The sequence below is a fragment of the Aequorivita sp. CIP111184 genome (genome assembly GCF_900489465.1).
Taxonomy (GTDB): Bacteria; Bacteroidota; Bacteroidia; order Flavobacteriales; family Flavobacteriaceae; genus Aequorivita.
This window is the reverse complement of record NZ_UEFQ01000019.1, coordinates 12,218-29,687: the sequence shown is the minus strand read 5'-3', so window position 1 is coordinate 29,687 and position 17,470 is coordinate 12,218. Positions and strand designations below refer to the sequence as shown.

13 protein-coding genes and 1 riboswitch are annotated in these 17,470 nt (G+C 39.1%); of the genes, 5 read left to right on the top strand and 8 right to left on the bottom strand.

The annotated features are described in order from the left end of the window. Nucleotides 1-147: 147 nt before the first annotated feature. The 6 genes from AEQU1_RS07990 to AEQU1_RS07970 all read right to left on the bottom strand — a co-directional run bounded on the left by AEQU1_RS07990 (nt 148) and on the right by AEQU1_RS07970 (nt 6,130). Complete coding sequence (locus tag AEQU1_RS07990; RefSeq protein ID WP_111880235.1) at nt 148-1,089, bottom strand: pyridoxal-phosphate dependent enzyme; 942 nt, start codon at nt 1,087-1,089, stop codon at nt 148-150. Further along, complete coding sequence (locus AEQU1_RS07985) at nt 1,086-2,099, bottom strand: homocysteine S-methyltransferase family protein (protein ID WP_111880416.1); 1,014 nt, start codon at nt 2,097-2,099, stop codon at nt 1,086-1,088. The genes AEQU1_RS07990 and AEQU1_RS07985 overlap by 4 nt, the downstream gene beginning before the upstream one ends. A gap of 18 nt (nt 2,100-2,117) precedes the next feature. Next, entirely contained in the window at nt 2,118-2,543 is a 426-nt protein-coding gene (locus AEQU1_RS07980) for an OsmC family protein (protein WP_111880234.1), read from the bottom strand. A gap of 127 nt (nt 2,544-2,670) precedes the next feature. Beyond that, entirely contained in the window at nt 2,671-3,813 is a 1,143-nt protein-coding gene (locus AEQU1_RS16375; protein ID WP_111880232.1) for an aspartate kinase, read from the bottom strand. After that, nucleotides 3,791-4,801: an alpha/beta fold hydrolase gene (locus tag AEQU1_RS16370; RefSeq protein ID WP_111880231.1), complete on the bottom strand. Its 1,011-nt coding sequence runs from the start codon at nt 4,799-4,801 to the stop codon at nt 3,791-3,793. Before AEQU1_RS16370 ends, AEQU1_RS16375 begins: the two co-directional genes overlap by 23 nt. A gap of 33 nt (nt 4,802-4,834) precedes the next feature. Next, nucleotides 4,835-6,130: an O-acetylhomoserine aminocarboxypropyltransferase/cysteine synthase family protein gene (locus AEQU1_RS07970; RefSeq protein ID WP_111880229.1), complete on the bottom strand. Its 1,296-nt coding sequence runs from the start codon at nt 6,128-6,130 to the stop codon at nt 4,835-4,837. 126 nt (nt 6,131-6,256) lie between these two features. Then, nucleotides 6,257-6,376: riboswitch (SAM riboswitch) on the bottom strand. A gap of 272 nt (nt 6,377-6,648) precedes the next feature. Here AEQU1_RS07970 and AEQU1_RS07965 point away from each other — a divergent pair. The 5 genes from AEQU1_RS07965 (at nt 6,649) to AEQU1_RS07945 (ending at nt 15,176) form a co-directional block, all read left to right on the top strand. After that, on the top strand, nt 6,649-11,103 hold the full coding sequence (locus tag AEQU1_RS07965) for a chemotaxis protein CheB (RefSeq protein WP_111880228.1): 4,455 nt from the start codon (nt 6,649-6,651) through the stop codon (nt 11,101-11,103). Further along, nucleotides 11,100-11,465: a PleD family two-component system response regulator gene (locus AEQU1_RS07960; protein WP_111880226.1), complete on the top strand. Its 366-nt coding sequence runs from the start codon at nt 11,100-11,102 to the stop codon at nt 11,463-11,465. Before AEQU1_RS07965 ends, AEQU1_RS07960 begins: the two co-directional genes overlap by 4 nt. A 29-nt stretch (nt 11,466-11,494) precedes the next feature. Beyond that, a complete protein-coding gene (locus AEQU1_RS07955; protein ID WP_111813817.1) occupies nt 11,495-11,854 on the top strand; it encodes a PleD family two-component system response regulator in 360 nt (119 codons plus the stop codon). Nucleotides 11,855-12,200: 346 nt separating this feature from the next. Continuing rightward, entirely contained in the window at nt 12,201-13,454 is a 1,254-nt protein-coding gene (metK, locus tag AEQU1_RS07950) for a methionine adenosyltransferase (protein WP_111880224.1), read from the top strand. Between the two features lie 399 nt (nt 13,455-13,853). Further along, a complete protein-coding gene (locus AEQU1_RS07945; RefSeq protein WP_408730902.1) occupies nt 13,854-15,176 on the top strand; it encodes an amidase family protein in 1,323 nt (440 codons plus the stop codon). Here AEQU1_RS07945 and AEQU1_RS07940 read toward each other — a convergent pair whose 3' ends face one another. Next, a complete protein-coding gene (locus AEQU1_RS07940) occupies nt 15,177-16,727 on the bottom strand; it encodes a M20/M25/M40 family metallo-hydrolase (protein ID WP_111880223.1) in 1,551 nt (516 codons plus the stop codon). 75 nt (nt 16,728-16,802) lie between these two features. Continuing rightward, complete coding sequence (locus AEQU1_RS07935) at nt 16,803-17,450, bottom strand: response regulator transcription factor (RefSeq protein ID WP_111880221.1); 648 nt, start codon at nt 17,448-17,450, stop codon at nt 16,803-16,805. Nucleotides 17,451-17,470: the final 20 nt, after the last annotated feature.

Sequence of the window (17,470 nt, the reverse complement as noted above, 5' to 3'; positions counted from 1 at the left end):
TTTTCATATTATTTTTTGATATAAAGATTCCCTTTAATTTCCTGTTTTTAATTTGAGCTTTAAAAAGACTAATTCAATTTTTATTCAATATTTAATTATAAAAAAATCAAGATTTTCACCCATCAACTATCAACCAACAACAATCAACTAGAAAGGTAAATTCTTCAAATCCACATTTCCGCCGGAAATTACAATACCAACTTTTTTATGTCTAAATCGTTCTTTCTCGCGAAGTAAGGCTGCAAATGCAACCGCGCTGCTTGGTTCCACAATAATTTTCATTCGTTCCCAAATTAGTTTCATTGCTGTAATGATCTCGACTTCTTCAACTCTTATAATTTCTGAAACCAATTCTTTTATTATCGGAAAATTTACGTCGCCTAGGAAAGTTTTAAGTCCGTCGGCGATTGTATTTGTGGTTTCGTTGAATTCTATTTTTCCACTTTTTAGACTTCGGAAAGCGTCGTCAACCTCAAAAGGTTCGCCGCCGATTGTTTTGCAATCAGCACTGAAATATTTCACAGAAAGCGATGTGCCAGCAATCAAGCCACCACCGCCAACTGGGGCGAAAACATAATCCAAATCGGGATGGGACTGCAATAATTCTGCGGCGGAAGTCGAATTTCCGAGAATCACATTTTTATCGTTGGAAGGATGAATAAAAGTCGCCCCGGTTTCTTTCTGAATACGTTCCGCCTCATTTTCACGGGCAATTGGCGTTGACTCTGACTCTGTAATGATTCCACCGTAGCCTTTTACTGCTTCTTTTTTTACTTGTGGAGCATTCTCAGGCATTACTATGTATGCTTTTACTCCAAGATTTTTAGCAGCCAATGACAGTGCCTGTGCAAAATTTCCAGAGGAATGTGTTACAACACCAGCTTTTTTCTGTTCTTCGGAAAGTTGAAGAATTGCGTTGGTAGCACCTCGCATTTTGAAAGCTCCCATCTTTTGAAAATTCTCACATTTAAATAAAATTTCAGCGCCTGAAAGTTCATTTAAATAGGATGATTTCAATACTGGCGTATTGTGAACATATGGTTTTATGCGTTCACAAGCTTCTTCTACTTCTATTTTTGTTGGAATCATATTGAAATATTTTCAGATGAAAAAACTGCTCGCGGCTTGTATTGCGAAGCGATTTCGGCGATGGCTTTTATGTGTTCTGGCGTTGTTCCGCAGCAACCACCTATAATGTTTACTATTCCTTTGTCTAAATATTCTTTTATCTGCGCAGCCATTTGCTGCGGAGTTTCATCATATTCGCCAAATGCGTTTGGTAATCCCGCATTTGGATAGGCGCTCACGGCAAGATTGGTGCGGTTTGCAATAACTTCCAAATGAGGAGTGAGTTGTTTGGCGCCCAAAGCACAATTGAAACCAATGCTTAACAGTGGAATATGCGAAATTGAAATCAAAAATGCTTCCGCGGTTTGGCCAGAAAGTGTTCTTCCCGAAGCATCTGTAATGGTTCCGCTTATCATTATTGGAATGTCGATATTTCGTTCTTCCTTTAGTTCATCAATTGCGAAAAGTGCTGCTTTGGCATTTAAAGTATCAAAAATAGTTTCGACCAAAAGAAAATCTACGCCGCCATCAATAAGCGCTTCGGCTTGTTGCCTGTATGCAACTCGTAATTGTTCAAAAGAAATCGCACGAAATCCAGGATCGTTCACATCTGGGCTCATACTTGCGGTTTTATTTGTCGGACCCATTGCTCCCGCAACAAAACGAGGCTTGTTTGGTTCTTTGGCAGTGAATTCATCCGCGATTCGTTTAGCAATTTTGGCGGATTCATAATTTAATTCATAAACCAAATCCTGCATATCATAATCGGCCATCGCGATTGTGGTACTAGAAAAAGTATTGGTTTCCACAATATCTGCGCCTGCGGCAAAATATTTTGAATGGACATCTGCAATTGCTTGCGGGTGCGTAATGGAAAGCAAATCGTTATTCCCTTTTACCGATTTATGGAAATCCTTGAACCGCTCGCCACGGAAATCTTCTTCGGAAAACTTATAGCGCTGAAGCATCGTGCCCATTGCACCGTCCAGGATCAATATTCGGTTTTGAAGTGCTTGTTGTATTTTATTCATCATTGTTTTTTGATAATTCTATATATCTAATGATTTCCCATTTAACACAATACTATATGAAATTTTCACTGAACCTTCCAAGGTAATGGAAACCGAACAGTATTTTTCAAAACTCAACTGCGCTGCGCGAATTGCTTTTGCTTCATCAATTTTGCCTTCCAAATAAAGGGTTACGTGAATTGCCTCAAACGGTTTGGAATCACGAACTTCCTTTCGTTGGCCCTCAACTTCCATTTTATAGGAAGTGATTTCCTGCCGTTGTTTTTGTAGTATTAAGATTATATCTATGGCGCTACAACCGCCAACGCCCATTAACAATAATTCCATTGGGCTGGCACCTTTTGAAGCTTCATCAGATTTGTTATCGATGAAAACTGGAACGCCGGAAGAGCCTTTTGCTTCAAAAAGGAATTTTTCGTTTTTTCTGTCTAGGGTAACTTTCATAATTATATATTTTTTTTATTTAGTTGAAAATGACATAGTACGATAAGACTTAGGGCGTAGGAATAAATTTTTTATTTTTTTAGTCTTACGTCTTACATCTTTTAGCGCAGCGGTCTTATGTCTTTTTTCAATCTTTATCGCTTATTCGCAAAATATCACCAAAAACACCTCTTGCCGTAACCGCTGCTCCCGCTCCGGCACCTTGAATAACTATTGGATTATCACCGTAACTTTCGGTGTATATTTCAAAAATTGAATCGCTGCCGCGAAGTGCGCCCAACATACTATTTTTTGGAACCGATACCAAACTCACATCCAATAGTGCGCCTGTTTCTTTTGACAAATCGCCGTGCAAATCTGCCACGTAACGGAACACACAGTCCTTCGATTGATTTTTCTTTTTTATTTGAAACGGAACGTCCAATTCCTGTACTCGCGTCAAAAATTCTTCTTTTGAAACGTTTCGCAAATCCTTTGAAATTAGGTTTTGTATTGAAATATCAGCAAACTCGTTATGCAAATCCAATTCACGAGCCAAGATAAGTAATTTCCGTCCAACGTCATTGCCGCAAAGGTCTTCGCGCGGATCGGGCTCTGTAAATCCTTTGTCTATTGCCGATTTTAAAACGGAGCTAAACGATCTCTCTTCTTCGGAAAAAGTGTTAAAAATATAACTCAACGAACCTGAAAACACACCGCGAATTCTCGTGATATTTTCTCCCGAAAGATGCAAAAGTTTGATTGTATCAATCAACGGAAGCCCTGCGCCTACATTCGTTTCATATAAATACTGCCTCTGTTTTGAAATCAGTTTTCTGCGTAATTCTTTGTAAAACTTCAAATCCAACGTATTGGCGATTTTATTTGAGGAAACCAAATGAAAACCGTTTTCAACAAAAGCTGAATAATTATGGACAAAGCCAGCATCTGCTGTATTGTCAACCAAAATCAGGTTTTGAAGATTGTTGGTTTTTGCGAAGGAAATTACTTCTTTAACATTATAAGATTGCCCAGATTCAACTTTTTCTTCCTTCCAATCTGCATTCAAACCTTTCTGTTGAAGCAAAACCGTTTTTGAATTGGCAACTGCGAAAATATTGAGGTCTAAATCGCGTCTTCTTGAGATCTCCTCCTTCGAGGAGATGATTTGATCCACCAAATGGCTGCCCACATTTCCGTGGCCAAAAATGGCGATGTTTATTTTTTTCTTTTTTATACTGTTTAGGTCAATTCGGTCCAAAACCGGATTATCTAATATTTGCGTGCTCATAATTTTTTGTTTTTGTAATATTCTTTTCTGAATTAAAAATGGGGCCCAGAATTCCCGCCAATTGTTCGTATTCTATTAAAAATGCATCGTGCCCGTGAATGGAGTTTATTTCAGCAAAATGCACATTGCTTTTTATAGGTTTTAATAAAGAATAGGTCTCTTTTATCTCTTCATTTAAATAAAGTCCGTCACTGTCTATTCCCACCAAATAAATGTTTCCTTCAATTTTTGAGGCTAATTCCAAGAATTCATCTTCTGTTTCACAAATCGCCGTCATCAATAAGTGATTCATCAATTTATAGGCTTGCAACTGAAAACGTTTGTCTAAAGTTTTGCCGTGATGTAACAACCAACTTTCCACATTATAAATATTCTGTATGTCACTCAAACTTCTATTAAATTTCTGCTTAAAAGATTGCGGCGTTCTATAAAAAGTCATTGCGTGAATACGCGCATCGTGCACAGGATTATCAGAATTATTTAAAATCTGCTTTTGCACCCTGCATTGCGCAATCACCCAATCTGTCGCTTTCCAATCGGTTGCAATGGGAATTAAATTCTGAAACAATCCAGGTTTCAAAACTGCCATTTGCCAAAGAATACTTCCACCCAATGAACCGCCGATTCCTGCAAAAACCGACGGTATTTGTAGTTTTGCTAATCCTATTAAAAACAATTGGGCAACATCGTAAATGGTGAAATCTTCATAGTTTTCAATGAAAAAATCATCGTATCCATTCCCGGGAATATTAAAAGCAAGAATGGAATATTTGTTAACATCAATGCACTTTTCAGTACCAATCAAAGATTTCCACCAACCGTTTTCACCACACACATTGCTGTTTCCAGTTAGTGCGTGCGTCACTAAAACAATGGGCGCCGTGCCCAATTTCTGTCCAAAAACCTGATAGGTTAATGGAAGGTTTTTAAAGTGAAATCCACTTTTGGTGGTGTATTCTTTTATGGTTTGAGATGAGATGTTAGACATTAAGAGTGAGATATTAGACGTGAGATTAAAACATTAAACCAATTCTTCTTTAAAAACACTTTCGAAAGCTTGTTCGATATCTGCCGTTAAATCTTCAATATTTTCCAAACCAATAGAAAGTCTAATCAAATCTTGACTCACGCCAGATGCAGTTTGATCTGCCAAACTTAATTGTTGGTGCGTTGTACTTGCTGGATGAATTATCAAGGATTTTGTATCGCCAATATTTGCCAAAAGTGAAAATAACTTCACATTATCGACTACTTTTTTAGCGGTTTCAAAACCACCTTTTACGCCGAAAGTAACTAAACCACTTTGCCCCTCGGGAAGGTATTTTTGTGCGAGGTTGAAATAAGGATTTTCCTCTAAACCGGGATAATTCACCCAAGCCACTTCTTTGCGACTTTGAAGCCATTTAGCAAACTTCAGTGCGTTTTCGCTGTGTTTTTTAATTCGAATTTCCAAAGTTTCCAAACCTTGAATAATTTGAAAAGCACTAAACGGACTCAACGCAGCGCCGAAATCGCGAAGACCTTCAAGACGTACTTTCGCTATAAAAGCTGCTTCCTTTAAAACTTCGGAATAAACCAAACCGTGATATCCGGCGGAAGGTTCCGTGAATTCGGGAAATTTCCCGTTGGTCCAATCAAAATTACCGGCATCGATAATTGCGCCGCCAAGGGTTGTCCCGTTTCCGTTAATGTATTTGGTTAGCGAATGGATTACAATATTTGCACCGTGCGCAATGGGATTCAATAAAGCTGGAGAAGCAACCGTGTTGTCCACAATAAGCGGAATTTTATTTGCTTTCGCTTCAGTTGCAATCGCTTCAATATCTAAAACATCCAACTTTGGGTTTCCAAGAGATTCAATAAAAATTGCACGGGTATTTTCTTTAACTGCTTTTCCAAAATTTTCAGGCTCCGTAGCATCCACAAAAGTGGTTGTAATTCCCAAACGCGGTAAAGTAACATTCAACAAATTGAAAGTGCCGCCATACAAACTGCTAGATGCTACAATGTGGTCGCCAGCACGAAGCAATGTTAAAAATGTGGTTGAAATGGCAGAAGCGCCAGAAGCTGTAGTAACTGCGCCAATGCCACCTTCCAAAGCCGCCAAACGTTTTTCCAAAATATCGCACGTTGGATTGTTTAAGCGCGAATAAATAAATCCGGGTTCAGAAAGATTGAAAAGGTTTGCAGCGTGGTCGCTGTTTTTGAAAACGTAACTTGAAGTTTGATAAATTGGCACCGCTCTGGTTCCTCCGTTAGCGGTTACATCGTGTCCTGCGTGCAACAAGTTTGTTGCGAATTTGTTTTGTGTACTCATTTTTCTAGTTTTTTTGAGTTAATAAAAAGATTAAAACAAAAGCCAAAATGCGCCTTGCGACGTACTTTAATAGAAAAATGTTAAAAAGAATAAATGAAAAGCAATTTCAGATTAGAAATTGTCTTGTCGTTATCTATCGTCAATTCTAAAAATTCCAGAATCGTTGTAGAATGTAGCACCTTCTTTCCTGAGAAAGGGTTGCTAAGGCGTCATAGGGTCTAATCCCTCGGCCTTTCTTGATAACATTTCAATAAAGGTTTGAACTTTGTGAGCGCAAATATAACGTCAGAAAAATTTAATAACCAAATTTTTTTGAAATAAATATAGAAATTCCCAACCCCAATCTAACGATCCTCCAAATTCTATGGGTTGCCAGAACACAAAAAATTTAATTGCACCGAGGATTTATTATCATAATATTAGGAAAAATAAAACTATAAAGTATTATATTCCAGCGTTCATTTTTCCCCTCTTCCAAGAGAACTAACCAAAGTAATTGAACCATTTAAAACAACATCTTGGGCAAACCATTAAAGAACCTTACAAAATCTGCTAACAATTTCCCAGTAGTAGGCATTGGCGCCTCCGCCGGTGGCCTTGGCGCATTTAAAAAATTAGTAGAAGCCATCCCGGAAGATTCGGGTATGGCTTACGTACTTGTGCAACATTTAGATCCCAACCACGAAAGTCTGTTGGCAGAGCTGTTGCAAAAGGTTACAAAAATCCCGGTGCTGGAAATCGCAGACGATATTAAAGTAGAACCCGATCACATATACATTATCCCCAGCAACAAAATGCTCTTGGCCAATGATGGGGTTTTGGAGCTTAGCCCGCGACCCACTCCCAATAAGAGCGTGCGAAACCTGCCCATTGATCTCTTTTTCAGATCGCTGGCAGAAGTGCACCAAAATCATTCATTGGGCGTTGTGCTTTCCGGCACAGGGTCTGACGGTACCGCGGGGTTAATGGCCATTAAAGATAATGGCGGGATTACCTTTGCACAAGACCAACAATCTGCCGAGTGGGACGGGATGCCCCAGAGCGCTGTAGATGCTGGCGTGGTTGATTTTATACTCAAGCCTGAGGAAATACCAACCAAAATTTTGGATTTGATTCGCTCTATGGATAGAAATGGCTTTGAGAAAGAAGACATTTCACATCAGGAAGAAGAGGTTTTCCGGAAAATACTTTCATTGTTGCGCATACGCAAGGGCACAGACTTTACCTATTATAAACAGACCACCATCCGCCGAAGGATACTCCGCAGGATGGCCATTAATAAAAACAAAAAGCCAGCATCCTATCTTGCTTACTTAAGGGAAAACAAGAACGAGCAGGATGTGTTGTACCAAGATTTGCTGATTCCCGTAACATCATTTTTCAGGGATGTGGATGTTTTTGATTCGCTGTGCGAACGCTTAATATCGATGCTTCAGCAAAAAAAAGGTAATGAATCCTTACGTCTTTGGTCTGCAGGATGCAGTACCGGCCAAGAAGCTTACTCCCTAATTATCTGCTTGAAGGAATACTTAAATGCCAACCCGTCACTTATTGGCGATTCAGCAACTAAGGCAGGTATTAAAATACAGTTATTTGCGACGGACATCAGCGAGCCCGCGATAGCAAAGGCACGAAAAGGGTTGTACACAACTAGTGAAGTGGAAAATGTAAGCCCTAAGCGGTTGAAGGAATTCTTCACCAAAACTAAAACCGGCTACCAACTTAATAAAGAAATCAGGGAAATGTGCGTATTTGCAGTTCATAATTTCCTGAGCGATCCTCCTTTTGCCAATATGGATATTATAAGCTGCAGAAACGTACTCATCTATTTGCAGCCATACTTACAGAAAAAAGCCCTTTCTACGTTTCATTACTCTTTAAACGAAAGTGGGTATCTGTTGCTTGGAAAATCGGAAACCAATAACAGTATGCCTGAGCAATTTAGCCCAGTAAATAAGAAAGACAAGCTATATACTCGGAAAAATACGGCTACTTCCGTTACAAAGACCTCCACTAGGTATAGCGAAAAAAGATCGCAAACCGATAAAGAATCTGAACCCGAAACCGAAAAAAAGCGCACCGATTTTAAAAAAATAGCAGATGAACTATTATTAAGCCGCTTTACCCCTGCCAGTGTTGTGGTGAATGAGGACATGGATATTATCCTTTTCAATGGAAACACCAACAGTTATTTAGGGCAGCAAAGTGGCAAACCCAGCCATAACCTGTTCAAAATGGCAAAAGGGAGTTTGACGATTGAGTTGCGAAACATCATCCATAAAGTAATGAAAGAGGGCACTTCGGTTACAAAAGAAAATATCGCTTTTGTTGAAAATGACGTCCGGCAGATGATTTCTTTGGAAGCCGTGCCGCTTCCAAATGTGGTTGAACCGCATTATTTGGTGCTGTTTCACCAGCAGTTAGCAGCCCGGGAAGATCTTACCCTAAATAAAAAAGATTCCAAAAAAGATGAAAAGGACCTGCGCATCCAGCAATTGGAAAAAGAACTTGAGCAGACTCTTGAAGATATGCGTGGCATCACCGAAGATCAAGAAGCCGCCAATGAAGAACTACAAAGTGCAAATGAAGAACTGCTGAGCGGAAGCGAGGAACTGCAAAGCTTAAACGAAGAACTGGAAACCAGTAAGGAGGAACTGCAAAGCACAAATGAAGAAATAACAGTAATAAACCACGAGCTCATCAACTTAAACGAGTTGGTAACGGAAGAGCGTAATTATGCCGAAAGCATAGTGGAAACCATCCATGAACCCTTGTTAGTTTTGGACAAGAACCTCAAAGTAACCGCCGCTAACAATTCTTATTATAAAGCCTTTCATACTAAAGAGAAGGAAACAGAAGGCAAGTTGATCTATGAACTGGGCAACAACCAATGGAACATCCCTGAATTACGTAGGCAACTTGAAACCATTCTGCCAAAAAAAAGTAGCTTTGAAAATTTTGAGGTAGTCCATACTTTTGAAAACATTGGGGAACGCACTATGTGTTTGAATGCCACGGAGATTAAACGGGAGGACCGATCCAAGAATTTGATTCTATTAGCCATTAAGGATATTACGGCACAAAAGCATCATTGGAAAAAAAAACAAGAACTTTTAGAGAAATTTAAAAACTTAGTAATGCAGGCCCCCGTGGCCATCATGTTCTTAAAAGATAAAGATTACAAAGTAGAACTAGCTAACGATCTTTTCTTGCATTTGGTTGAAAAAGAAAAAGACTTTGTGGGCAAGCCTATTTTTGAAGCCTTGCCCGAACTTAAAGAACACGGTCTCAAAAAACTTCTTTACAACTCACTAAAAAGCGGGGAACCTTACTACGGTAACGAAATGGAAGTGAAGATGGGCAGGGAAAAGAAAGCCGAACCGGGATTTTATAATTTTGTGTGCCAACCCATGCGCGATCAGGACAATATTATTACGGGTATTATGGTAATAGTAAATGAAGTAACCGAGCAAGTACTTGCCCGAAAAATGGTAGAGGAAAGTGCGCACAGGTATAATGAAATGATACATTCTTCGCCTTCCCTTATCGCTATTTTTGTAGGAGAAGATTTAGTGATATCCACGGCCAACGATGCCATTTTGGAAGCGTGGGGCAAAGATAAAAGTGCCATCGGCAAGCCCTTAATGGAGGCTATACCGGAACTGGAAGGGCAGGGTTTTGATAAGCATTTGCTGGACGTTCTAAAAACTGGCAAAGCCTATCATGCCCACGAAATGCCCATGAACCTTATTCGCAACGGTAAAATGGAAATGCCATATTTCGATTTTGTTTACCAAGCCCAACGGGATTTGGATGGAAAAATTGAGGGTGTTGCCGTTATCTCGACCGAAGTTACTATCCAAGCCGAACTGCATAAAAAACTAAAACTGAGCGAAGCTCGGTTTCATCAAATGACCGACTTGGTACCAGATATGATAATCAATGCAACCGTGGATGGGGAACTATTTTATTTCAACAACGTCTGGACCGATTTTTCGGGATTGACTATGAAAAAAATAAAAAAAGAAGGCTGGGGGAAATTGATGCACCCAGAGGAGTTACCTACAGTAGAACAAAACTGGATGAGTGCAGTGAAAACCGGGAATGATTTTGAGATGGAATTTAGACTTCTTGACAGAAATGGGGATTTTAAATGGCATATTAGCCGCGCCAATCCCGTTAAGGATGAAACCGGAAAAATCATTATGTGGGTAGGTGCCAGTACCGAAATACAGAAATTAAAGGATGAGGAAAAACGTAAGGAGGAATTCATGAAAATGGTAAGTCACGAGATCAAAACCCCCGTTACCTCCATTAAAGGATATACCCAATTGTTGTTGATGATGCTGAAAAGTGGGACGCAGGATACCTTAGGCAGCATTCCATTAATACCCAGCCTAGAACGTATAGACAGCCAAGTATCGCGGCTTACCCGCCTAATTTCAGAAATGCTAGATCTTACACGGGTGGAGGAGAGCAAACTGGAATTGCAACGGGAAGCCTTCAGTATAAATGAACTTGTGGAAAGCAGTGTGCAAGACATAAAATATACCACCCACGAATATAAAATAAAGATAATCCAGGATGATACTTTCAGCGTATATGGCGACAAGGACAGGATAAATCAGGTTTTAATTAATTTCATAACGAATGCCATAAAGTATTCCCCAGATAATAAAAACATTACTGTTCGTGTTTACAAAGTAGATGAAGAAAATGGGGCCGTAAGCGTAAAAGACAAAGGAATCGGGATCGACAAAAAGGATCACGAACACCTCTTTGAAAGGTTTTACCGTGTAAGTGGAAAAGACGAAACCACTTTTACCGGTTTTGGGATTGGTCTCTTTTTGGCCAAAGAGATTATAGAGCGTCACAATGGGCGCGTTGACCTAAAGAGCAAAAAAGGAAAAGGATCTGAATTTATTTTTACCCTTCCCATTATTTCTGGAAGCGATAAAATAAAGGATGTATGAAGAACATATTAATAGTTGAAGATGACCGCATAATTGGGGAAATGTTAAAATATATGTTTACTTCTAAGGGATATAAAGTTTGGGTGCAACAACACCCGGGCGAAATAGATAATAATATCCAGGAAAATAGGATAGACCTGGTGCTCTTGGATAAGTTTCTGGGCGGTTTGGACGGTTTGCTAATATGCAACAAAATAAAAACCAACAGCTCCACGGCACACGTTCCCGTTATTATGATGTCTGCGCTGGAGGAGGCAAAAGCAGAATGCATACAGGCTGGAGCCCATGATTTCATAACAAAACCGTTTGATATGAATGCCTTTTTTAACAAGATTGAAAAGGTCTTCAACCAAACCGACTAAAAATAAAACTATACTAAACAACCTACCCAATGAACAAGATACTAATAGTAGAAGATGATCACAATTTGGGAATCATGATCGAAGAAATGCTTGGGTTTAGCGGCTACGATGTTATGCTGTCAAGAAAACCCCTGCACACCAATGAAGATATAATTGAACATGACATAAAACTTGTGTTGCTGGACAAACTTATCTACGGGGTGGACGGCACGGACGTTTGTGCCAAAATCAGAAAAACAGCCGCTACCTCCAAAACCCCTGTACTAATGATGTCTGCACTTAGCAACGCACGAGAAAACTGCATGAAGGCAGGAGCTTCAGATTTTATCTCCAAACCCTTTGATATGGCCGATTTGATAGCAAAGATTGAACAGCTTTTACCTAAATAGGAGGTAATTCGATTATAAGGTTTTTAGTAATAACATAGATGCATACTTGTTGGTATTGCACCACTACTAATTATTTCGCCAAAAAACTTCAAATAAAATTGCTATTCATTTAATTTTTTTACTTTTGCCCAAGACAAATTAAGAGGACAGATTTGACTGATTGCAACCTCATTAAAAAATGCTAAAGGCAGTGAAAACTACCCTTCGGCACTTTCGTCAAATCTTCTGTAATAATGACATAAGACTATTATATATTTAATCCATATTAAGAAATAATTTTAGTCTTACGTCTTACGTCTTTTTATCCTGCGTCGTTTTCAATTTTTTAAAATTTAAAAAACATTTTATGGCCTATTTATTTACTTCGGAAAGTGTTTCTGAAGGACACCCAGATAAAGTTGCGGATCAAATTAGCGATGCGCTTTTAGATAATTTTTTAGCTTTTGATCCCGAAAGTAAAGTTGCTTGTGAAACACTTGTTACTACAGGACAAGTTGTTTTGGCGGGCGAGGTGAAAAGCAACACGTACCTGGATGTACAGCATATTGCCCGGGAAGTGATCAACAAAATTGGTTATACGAAAGGAGCTTATAAATTCAGCGGTGATTCCTGTGGTGTAATTTCCTTAATTCACGAACAATCCCAAGATATTAATCAAGGTGTGGATCGTGAAAATAAAGAAGAACAAGGCGCTGGCGACCAAGGAATGATGTTTGGTTACGCCACAAAGGAAACCGAAAACTATATGCCTTTGGCGTTGGATATTTCGCATAAAATTTTGATTGAATTGGCTGCGCTTCGACGTGAAGATTCTGAAATAAAATATTTGCGTCCCGATTCAAAAAGTCAAGTAACCATTGAATACAGCGATGATAATGTTCCGCAGAAAATAGTTGCGATTGTGGTTTCAACCCAACACGACGAATTTGATGCAGACGAGCCGATGCTGAAAAAAATCAAAAAAGATATTGTTGAAATTTTGATTCCGCGAGTGAAAAAACAATTGCCAGAATACGTTCAGGAATTATTTAACGATGATATTACTTATCATATAAATCCAACCGGGAAATTCGTAATTGGCGGACCCCACGGCGACACCGGACTTACAGGAAGAAAAATTATCGTTGACACTTACGGCGGAAAAGGCGCTCACGGCGGCGGTGCTTTCAGCGGAAAAGATCCGAGTAAAGTTGACAGAAGTGCTGCGTATGCTTCGCGACATATTGCAAAAAACCTTGTTGCAGCTGGCGTTGCAGATGAAGTCTTGGTGCAGGTTTCCTATGCAATTGGCGTTGTGGAACCGACTTCTATTTTGGTGAATACGTACAATTCCAAAAACATAAAACTTTCAGATGGTGACATCGCGAAAAAAGTTTCAGAAATATTCAATATGCGCCCAGCAGCAATTGAAAAAAGATTAAAATTGAGAAACCCTATTTATTCTGAAACAGCTTCGTATGGACATATGGGAAGAAATCCCGAAGTGATTACCAAAACTTTTGAAAGTCCGTACAATGGACAAATTACAAAAGAAGTGGAGCTTTTCACTTGGGAAAAATTGGATTATGTTGATGCCGTGAAAAAAGCTTTCGGTCTATAAAATACCTTTCCATTTAAAATGAAATTGAAAACCATTCTGAAATATCAGGATGGTTTTTTACATTTAGTAAAAATTTCTATTATGAAAAATATCGCAATCCTTTTTGCTTTTGTTAGCATAGTAACCTTTCAGTCGTATTCGCAGGAAACGCTTTGGAAATCACAGGATGAAACCGAAACAATTCAAAAACAACAAAATCATCCTATTGAAAGGATGCGATACAAATTGATAGCTTCTAAATATTTAGATAAAAATCAAGTTTTTCAACCCCTATATTCTGAAGTGCAGGCTTTTTCTGAAAAACGTTATGATGCATTGTTGCCGCTTATTTTAGATAAAGATATTCCAACGCTACAGAGCGAAATTTCCAAAGGCAAATTTTCTTATGAAGAACTTACGCTGTTTTTCCTAAAACGTATTTACAAATATGAATTGAATCCGGAAAAGACGTTAAATACAATTATTGCGCTAAATCCAAATGTACTAAATGAAGCCCGCGAGTGCGACAAAAATAAAAGTTCAAAGAACAATCCAATCTTCGGAATGCCAATTCTATTGAAGGACAATATTGATACGAAAGCGATGAAAACCACTGCGGGCGCTGTGGCGCTAATCGACAATACTCCTTCAGAAGATGCATTTATTGTTCAGCGATTGAAAGAAAACGGAGCTTTGATTATAGGAAAGGCCAACCTGAGTGAATGGGCTTATTTTTTCTGTAATGGCTGTCCGGTTGGATATAGCGCGGTGGGCGGACAAACTCTTAATCCATACGGTAGCATGATTTTTGAAACCGGTGGAAGTAGTGCCGGTAGCGGAACGGGAGTGGCGGCAAACTATGCCGTAGCTGCAGTAGGAACCGAAACTGCGGGCTCCATTATTTCGCCTTCCAGCCAGAACTCTTTGGTGGGGCTAAAACCTACTGTGGGCGTTTTGAGCCGTTCGGGTATTGTGCCAATTTCACACACACTCGACACACCTGGCCCAATGACAAAAAACGTGATTGATAATGCGATTCTGCTAGATGCTATGAAAGGGAAGGATAATGAAGATGCGGCTTCCATTGCTGTATCTACAAATTATATTAACGAAATTAAAAATACCACTCTAAAAGGGAAGCGCCTTGGCGTTATGAAGTCGTTACTCTCAGATTCCATTTATGCGACCACAGTAAAAAAATTGCAAAAAGAAGGAGCTATTATTATTGAATATAATCCCGAAGAAATAGACCTGCCCAACTTTTTGACATTGCTAAATCTTGACATGAAAGAAGACCTACCGGTTTATCTGAAAATGAATACTTCAGAAAATATAAAATTTAAAAATCTTGAAGAAATCATGACCTTCAATGCCACGGATAGCCTAAATAGAATGCCTTACGATCAAGGAATTTTTGACGGTATCATTGCAGACACAACTTCCGAAGAAGATTTTCAGAAAATCAAAGAAACGTTGAAAATAAACGGCACTGAATTCTTTCAAAAACCGATGAAAGAACACAACCTTGACGCTATTTTATCCATAAACAATTATCACTCGGCCTATGCAGCGGTTGCCTTGTACCCTTGTTTAACGATACCTATGGGCTATAAAAATACTGGCGAACCGCTTGGACTAACGTTTATTGGAGCACCTTTTCAAGAAGCAAAATTGCTACAATTGGCACGTGCCTTCGAAATAAAAAACCCAGTTAGAAAAAGTCCTTCGGAATATAAAGAATAACTATTGCCCACCTTTTCTTTCAGGAACCCTTGGCGTAGGCCAAGTTTGTGGTTCTCCTGTTTTATCATCAATTGGCAAAATAACTTGTTCCCGTGAAGTTTTTGAATCATCTTCCGAAGCCATATAAGCTAAAATTGCAGTGAGAATTACATTGCTTTGCACATCGTCAAAAACTATTTTATCATAGGTGTCACGATTGGTGTGCCAAGTGTAATTCCAGTAATCCCAACTCAAAGAACTCAAACTGAAAGCGGGTGCTCCAGCTGCAACAAAACTTGCATTATCGGAACCACCACGTGCTGGCGAGCCGGGAAAAGTGATTTCAATATTTTTGCGAATGGTATCGGGGACTGCCCGCAACCAGCGCGACATATAATCATACGATTGCAAAAAACCTGCACCATTGATGCTAGTAACTCTTCCGGTTCCATTGTCCTGGTTAAAAACTGCTTGAATATTGCTTACAGTTTCGGGATGATCAGCTACAAAGGAAGAAGACCCGTTCAGACCTTGTTCTTCACTTCCCCAATGCCCTACCAAAATGGTTCGCTTTGGATTTGGATAAACTTTTTTCAGAATCCGCATTGCTTCCATCATTACCAAAGTTCCTGTTCCATTATCGGTTGCGCCCGTTCCGCCGTCCCAAGAATCAAAATGGGCTGAAAGAATTACATATTCCTCAGGTTTTTCAGTTCCTTTTATTTCCGCAATTGTATTGAAAGTTGGCACTCTTCCCAAATCTTTCGATTCTGCAACCACGTGGATTTTCGGCTTGTCACCGTGTTCCACCATTCTGTAAAGCATGGTGTAATCTTCCAATTCCATATCTATAGAGGGAATTTTTTTAGTTCGGGCACTAAAAATTTTATTTACCCCAAAACCTTTTGACCAATAGGAATCAACTATTCCAACTGCGCCAGCTTCTTCCAAAGCGGGAATTATACTTCTTCTGTCGTATCCGCTTCGCTTTATATTTTCGTTCCAAGCTTTAGCCTGTTCACTCCTTTCCCTCTTCATTTTTTCAAAAGATTCTGGGGTTGCAAATTCCTTCCAATTTTCGTCTGGTCTTCCTGTGGGTTGTTTCATCGCAATCATCACAAATTTTCCTTTTACGTTCGGCAGCCAATTTTTAAAAGAAATTGAGTCTTTTATTTCTGGCAGCACCATCACTTCTGCAGTTACACCTTTTGAAGAAGTGCCGGGATTCCACGCTAATTGCGTTCCATCTAAAGTTTGCACTCTTGGATAAACCATATCAATATGCGTTATACCACGCTCCCAACCTTTCCACTCGCCCCATTGCTGATTTTCTGCGGAAATGCCCCAAGTTTTATATTTTGATACGGCCCAGTCATGAGCCTGTTGCATTTGGGGTGTCCCTACCAATCGCGGACCAATATCATCAAGTAATTCGTGACCGAGAATTTCAAGTTGTGAGTTTTCGTAAGCTTCTTTTTGAATATTTTCAATTACAGGGTTTTTTTCCTGTGAAAACACTGAAAGTGAATAAAATAAAAGAAAATAGAGTGTAAAGTAGAATAGTTTTTTCATAGTGATAATGTAAACTTCCGAAGTTTTTTTTCAGAAATGAAACATAAAACTACAACTATTTTTAGAAAGGAAAATTTAAATAATATTGTGATTACGCGCTTTTTGGACCGCCTCAATCTTACTGTGCACCTGAAGTTTTTTGTAAATATTCTCAATGTGTTTTCGGACGGTGCTGGGCGAAAGAAAAAGATGATCGGCAATTACGGTATAGCTCAAGCCTTTACTGAGTTGTTCCAAAACCTCAACTTCGCGTGTGGAAAGTGAAATTTCTTCTTGGTCGCGAGGATTTTGAATATCAATTGGGTTTCTGAGCAATTTCAAAGTTTTCATTGCGATGGAAGGATTCATTGCCGCTCCGCCATTTAAGGTTTCAACGATTCCTTCGTATAAATCTTTTGGGTTTATTTCTTTCAACAGATAACCGTCTGCACCTGCTTTTATGGCATTAAAAATATGTTCATCGTTATCAAATGCGGTGAGCATAATTATTTTGATGTGTGGGTATTTCTGTTTTACTATCTGCGTGGTTTCAATGCCGTTGAGAACGGGCATTTCAATATCCATCAAAATTAAATCGAGGTTGTGATTTTCCTCAAGTTTGGTAAGAAGATCGCTACCATTTAATGAAGTATGCTTTACCGTGATGTCGTCAAAAAAGGAAAGTTTTTCCTTTACCGCATTTATGAGGAAGGTATTATCGTCAACTATTGCAATTTTAAGCATCTTTGGTTGGTTAGTTGTTT

Coding starts and splice junctions, on each gene's coding strand:
- AEQU1_RS07990 (WP_111880235.1), bottom strand. CDS start 1,089: ATGATTCCAACAAAAATAGAAGTAGAAGAAGCTTGTGAACGCATAAAA.
- AEQU1_RS07985 (WP_111880416.1), bottom strand. CDS start 2,099: ATGAATAAAATACAACAAGCACTTCAAAACCGAATATTGATCCTGGAC.
- AEQU1_RS07980 (WP_111880234.1), bottom strand. CDS start 2,543: ATGAAAGTTACCCTAGACAGAAAAAACGAAAAATTCCTTTTTGAAGCA.
- AEQU1_RS16375 (WP_111880232.1), bottom strand. CDS start 3,813: ATGAGCACGCAAATATTAGATAATCCGGTTTTGGACCGAATTGACCTA.
- AEQU1_RS16370 (WP_111880231.1), bottom strand. CDS start 4,801: ATGTCTAACATCTCATCTCAAACCATAAAAGAATACACCACCAAAAGT.
- AEQU1_RS07970 (WP_111880229.1), bottom strand. CDS start 6,130: ATGAGTACACAAAACAAATTCGCAACAAACTTGTTGCACGCAGGACAC.
- AEQU1_RS07960 (WP_111880226.1), top strand. CDS start 11,100: ATGAAGAACATATTAATAGTTGAAGATGACCGCATAATTGGGGAAATG.
- AEQU1_RS07955 (WP_111813817.1), top strand. CDS start 11,495: ATGAACAAGATACTAATAGTAGAAGATGATCACAATTTGGGAATCATG.
- metK (WP_111880224.1), top strand. CDS start 12,201: ATGGCCTATTTATTTACTTCGGAAAGTGTTTCTGAAGGACACCCAGAT.
- AEQU1_RS07940 (WP_111880223.1), bottom strand. CDS start 16,727: ATGAAAAAACTATTCTACTTTACACTCTATTTTCTTTTATTTTATTCA.
- AEQU1_RS07935 (WP_111880221.1), bottom strand. CDS start 17,450: ATGCTTAAAATTGCAATAGTTGACGATAATACCTTCCTCATAAATGCG.